This is a genomic window from Sphingopyxis sp. (assembly GCF_016463645.1).
GTDB lineage: Bacteria > Pseudomonadota > Alphaproteobacteria > Sphingomonadales > Sphingomonadaceae > Sphingopyxis.
On sequence record NZ_JAEMQX010000198.1, the window covers coordinates 1 to 4,573 of the forward strand.

Annotated in this window: 5 protein-coding genes; 2 read left to right on the forward strand and 3 right to left on the reverse strand. The window is 67.2% G+C overall.

Going from position 1 to position 4,573, the window contains the following annotated elements; all coding sequences use genetic code 11:
• Positions 1–546: hypothetical protein (locus JHC57_RS21240; protein ID WP_294032572.1), on the forward strand; the 546-nt coding region annotated here is incomplete at its 5' end.
• Here the strand turns inward: JHC57_RS21240 and JHC57_RS21245 are convergent.
• Together JHC57_RS21245 and JHC57_RS21250 are read right to left on the reverse strand one after the other, a co-directional pair.
• Positions 543–1,070, reverse strand: coding sequence for a DUF177 domain-containing protein (locus tag JHC57_RS21245; protein ID WP_294032573.1), 528 nt, complete (start codon positions 1,068–1,070; stop codon positions 543–545). The genes JHC57_RS21240 and JHC57_RS21245 overlap by 4 nt on opposite strands.
• A complete protein-coding gene (locus tag JHC57_RS21250) occupies positions 1,067–1,600 on the reverse strand; it encodes a ubiquinol-cytochrome C chaperone family protein (RefSeq protein ID WP_294032574.1) in 534 nt (177 codons plus the stop codon). Before JHC57_RS21250 ends, JHC57_RS21245 begins: the two co-directional genes overlap by 4 nt.
• A 158-nt stretch (positions 1,601–1,758) precedes the next feature.
• On the opposite strand from JHC57_RS21250, the gene JHC57_RS21255 reads away from it, so the two are divergent.
• The gene (locus tag JHC57_RS21255; protein WP_294032575.1) at positions 1,759–2,244 is read left to right on the forward strand and encodes an outer membrane protein assembly factor BamE; all 486 of its coding nucleotides are present in this window, start codon (positions 1,759–1,761) and stop codon (positions 2,242–2,244) included.
• Positions 2,245–2,308: 64 nt separating this feature from the next.
• Here JHC57_RS21255 and JHC57_RS21260 read toward each other — a convergent pair whose 3' ends face one another.
• Entirely contained in the window at positions 2,309–4,573 is a 2,265-nt protein-coding gene (locus JHC57_RS21260) for an NADP-dependent malic enzyme (RefSeq protein ID WP_294032576.1), read from the reverse strand.

Sequence of the window (4,573 nt, forward strand, 5' to 3'; positions counted from 1 at the left end):
GCCGATGTGTGGAAAATGCTCCGCATGCCGCAAAGCTGGTGGTCGAAGGACCATAGCTGGTCGGGCGACGCCGCGAACTTCTGGCTCGATTCGCAGGCGGGCGGCTGCTTCTGCGAGAAACTGCCGGATAGCGGCGCGGGCGTCGGCAGCGTCCAGCACGCGCGCGTCCTTTTCTCGAAGCCGGGCCAGCTGCTCCGCCTGTCGGGCGCCTTGGGCCCGTTGCAGGGCGAGGCGCTCACCGGCACGCTCACCATCCAGATCAAGGAGACGCCGACCGGAAGCGCGCTGCGCTTCGACTATGTCGTCGGCGGCTATATGCGCTTCAAGGTCGCCGAGATCGCGCCTGCGGTCGACAAGGTGATCGGTGAGCAATTGCTCGGCCTCGCCAACGCGCTCGGCGGCGCGTTGCCGCCGGCCCGTGACGAAAAAGATACGGAAACGCCGAAGGAAGAAACGCCCGCTGCCGGGAATGAGCCGGGTCTCGACGCTGCGGTCGCCGACCTAGTCGAGGACGAGGCGAAACCCGCGCCCGACGAAAGCCGCTAGGCGCCCGGCTTTCCGCGCAGTTTGGCAAGCGCGGCAAAGGGTCCCGCAGCCTCCTCGCTGAGCACGCCCTTTTCGGCAAGGATACGGTCGGCGTCGGGATGGCGCGGGAAGGGATCGAGCGCGAGCGACAACGTCTGTACAGCGGTTTCGCCCAGATCGACGCGATCGCCTTCGAGCGGCAACAGGTCGAGATCGTCGCTGCCGATCTCGATTTCCTCATCCTCGCTCGCGGGTGCATCGACGTCGCGCAGGAAGCGGAGGTCGAACGGCTCGGCGATCGTCGCGGGGACGGGCAGGTCGGTCGCGGCGCACGCCTGCACGACATCGGCGCTCACCTCGCCCCTGGCTCCGAGCCCGCCCGCAACCGTGCGGACCTCGGCGGAGAGGGTAAAGCGGTCGAGCGCGACGAGGCCGAGTCGCCGCGCGATGGCCGCGCGCGCATCGGCGTCGGCCTCGACCGATATCGCACGGCCGTGCGCGGCGTCGGCGAGCGTGACGACCAGGGGGAACTCGGAGGCGGTCATGCCCGGGGGCCGTCCAGCCGGTCGGCTACGATGAGGTCGGGCACCGGGGTCGCCGCGAGCCGGCGACGCAGCGCCGCGACCTCCGCCAGCACATGCGCGAGCCCCGCTTCGGCGGGCGCGTTGCCGCGCCACAGGTTCCGGATCAGCGCCTCGCGCAGGTCCGCCGATCCGTCGGCGGCGCGATAGGCGCCGAGCCGCCCGCCCAGCGCGCTCATCATGCGGCCGACCTGCTTGCCGACGACCATGTCGCCAAAGCCGATCTGGCGCATCTGGCCGTCCATGTCGTTCACGAACAATTCGGTCAGCTGGACCCCGGCGAGCCCCTGATCGGGGTCCTCGTCGATCCGGTGCAGCACGAGCGCCAATACAAGGCTGATCATGTCGAAGCGGCCGTCGAGCGTGTCGGGGACGGTGCCATCGGCATACCAGTGCGGCGCCCGCGCGGTCGCGACCACGGCATCCCACATCGGGCGGCGCGCCTCGCGTGGATCGGGTTCGGACGCGAACAATTTGCGAAGGGAAGAAAACATGCCCGACGCTTAGGCTGAATCACGTCACCGGAAAAGAGGCCTGAGTCAGCTTGGCGCAAGCTTTGCCGCGGCATAAGCCGCTTGTGCGCGCCGACCGCTTGCGGTTAAGAGGCGCGATTGCCAGCGCCCGACGAAAGCGGCGCAACGGAGATATGTTGATGCCGACCCAATATCCGAAGCTTCCTGCCCGTCCCGCGCGCCTGATCGTCGCCGGGCTGGCGATCGCGCTGACCGTCGGTGGCTGCGCGCAGCTCCGGGGACGGCAGGGCTATGTCGTCGATCCGTTGCTGACCGAGGCGATCACGCCGGGGGTCGACAATCGGGAATCGGTCGAAAGAACGCTCGGTCGCCCGACCTTCGTCGGTCAGTTCGGCACGAACGAATATTATTATGTGTCGCGCGAAACGCGCCAGCTCGCCTTCGCCAGGCCGCGCCCGGTCGACCAGCAGGTGATGCGCGTGCGTTTCGATCCGGCGGGCAATGTCGCGGCGGTCGACCGCACCGGCCTCGAACTGGTGAGCAAGATCAACCCCGAAGGCGACAAGACGCCGACGCTCGGCCGCCACCGCAGCTTCTTCGAGGATATTTTCGGCAATATCGGTGCGGTGGGTGCGCCGGGTGCCGGGGCGCCGGCCGGGCGGTAGAACCCGAAGCCCGCGGCAAGGAACAGGAAGCGGCGGGGCCCCTTGGGGGGCACCGCCGCTTTTCTTATTGCGCGATCCCGCCCGCCGCCAGCACCGCGAGCGTCACCAGATCCGACGCGGTCGACGCCATCGTCGCGACCTGCACCGGATGTTCCATGCCGACGAGCATCGGGCCGATCACCGCGCCGCCGCCGAGTTCGCGCAGCAGCTTCGCCGACAGGTTCGCCGACTGCAGCCCCGGCATGATGAGGACATTCGCCGGGCCCGACAGGCGGCAGAAGGGATAGTTTTTCATCACCTTCTCGTTGAGCGCGACGTCCGGCGCCATTTCGCCCTCATATTCGAAGGCCGGTTTCCGTTGGTCGAGGATCGACACCGCCTCGCGGATGCTTTCGAGCCAGCTCCCCTCGGGGTTGCCGAAGGTCGAATAGGACAGGAAGGCGACGCGCGGTTCGTGGCCCATGCGCCGCGCGACCTGCGCGGTACGCTCGGCGATGTCGGCAAGCATCTCGGCGGTCGGCCGCTCGTTGACGGTCGTGTCGGCCATGAAGATGGTGTGATGCTGGTCGACGAGGATATGGATGCCGAACGGCGTCTTGCCCTCGGCATGGTCGATCACCCGCCTTATCTCGCGCATCGTCTGCGAATAGGTGCGCGTCGTGCCGGTGATCATCGCGTCGCCGAGACCCATCTTGAGCAGCAGCGAGCCGAAGATGTTGCGGTCGCGGTTGACCATGCGCTCGACGTCGCGACGGAGATAGCCGCGCCGCTGCAGTCGCTCGTACAGCATGTCGACCATCTGCGGCACGTGCGGTGAATTGACGCTGTTGTGGACCTCGAAGCTTTCGGCGTCGGCGACGCCCATCGCGCGCAGCTTGTCGTGCAGTCCCTCGCGCCCGACGAGCACCGGGATGCCATAGCCGCCGTCGCGGAACTGGATCGCCGCGCGCAGCACGACCTCTTCCTCGCCCTCGGCAAAGACGACGCGCTTCGGATTGTTGCGCGCGGCTTCATAGGCGAGCGTCAGCACCGAGGTCGTCGGGTTGAGCCGCGCGCGAAGCTGGGTGCGATAGTCGTCGAGATTCTCGATCGGCCGCTGCGCGACGCCTGTCTTCATCGCCGCCTCGGCGACCGCCGCAGGCACGATTTCCATCAGGCGCGGGTCGAAGGGAGAGGGGATGATATATTCGGGACCGAAGCTCGACGCCCGCCCGCCATAGGCTGCGGCGACCTCCTCGGGCACCTGCTGGCGCGCGAGGTCGGCGATCGCATAGGCTGCCGCGATCTTCATCTCCTCGTTGATCGCGGTCGCATGCACGTCGAGCGCACCGCGGAAGATGAAGGGGAAGCAGAGGACGTTGTTGACCTGGTTCGGATAGTCCGAACGCCCCGTCGCGATGATCGCGTCGGGCCGTGCCGCACGCGCATCGGGCGGCGAGATTTCGGGGTCGGGGTTCGCCATCGCGAAGATGATCGGCGCCGGCGCCATGTCCTTGACCATCTCGGGCTTCAGCGCGCCTGCGGCCGACAGGCCGAGGAACACGTCGGCACCGACGAGCGCTTCGGTCAGGCTGCGCGCTTCGGTCGGCACGGCATGCGCCGACTTCCACTGGTCCATGCTTTCGGTGCGACCCTGCCAGATGGTGCCTTTGCGGTCGCACATGATGACGTTTTCGTGGCGGACGCCCATCGCCTTGATCAGCGCGGTGCACGCGATCGCGGCAGCGCCGGCGCCGTTGACGACGACCTTCACCGTCGAAAGATCGCGCCCCGTGAGATAGCAGGCGTTGATCAGCCCGGCGGCGGTGATGATCGCGGTGCCATGCTGATCGTCGTGGAACACCGGGATGTTCATGCGCTCTTTCAGCGCCGCTTCGATGATGAAGCAGTTGGGCGCGGCAATATCCTCGAGGTTGATGCCGCCGAAGCTCGGCGCGAGCAATTCGACCGCCTCGATGAAGCGCTGGGGATCCTCGGTATCGACCTCGAGGTCGATCGAATCGACGTCGGCGAAGCGCTTGAACAGCACCGCCTTGCCTTCCATCACCGGCTTCGAGGCGAGTGCGCCGAGATTGCCGAGGCCGAGGATCGCGGTGCCGTTCGAGATCACCGCGACGAGGTTGCCCTTTACCGTATAATCATAGGCCTTGGCGGGGTCCTCGGCGATCGCGTTCACCGGGACCGCGACGCCGGGCGAATAGGCAAGGCTGAGGTCGCGCTGCGTCGCCATCGGCTTCGACGCGACGATCTCGATTTTCCCGGGCCGGCCATATTCGTGGTAAAGCAGGGCCTCGCGGTCCGAAAACTGCACCTTGCTGCCGCTGTCCAT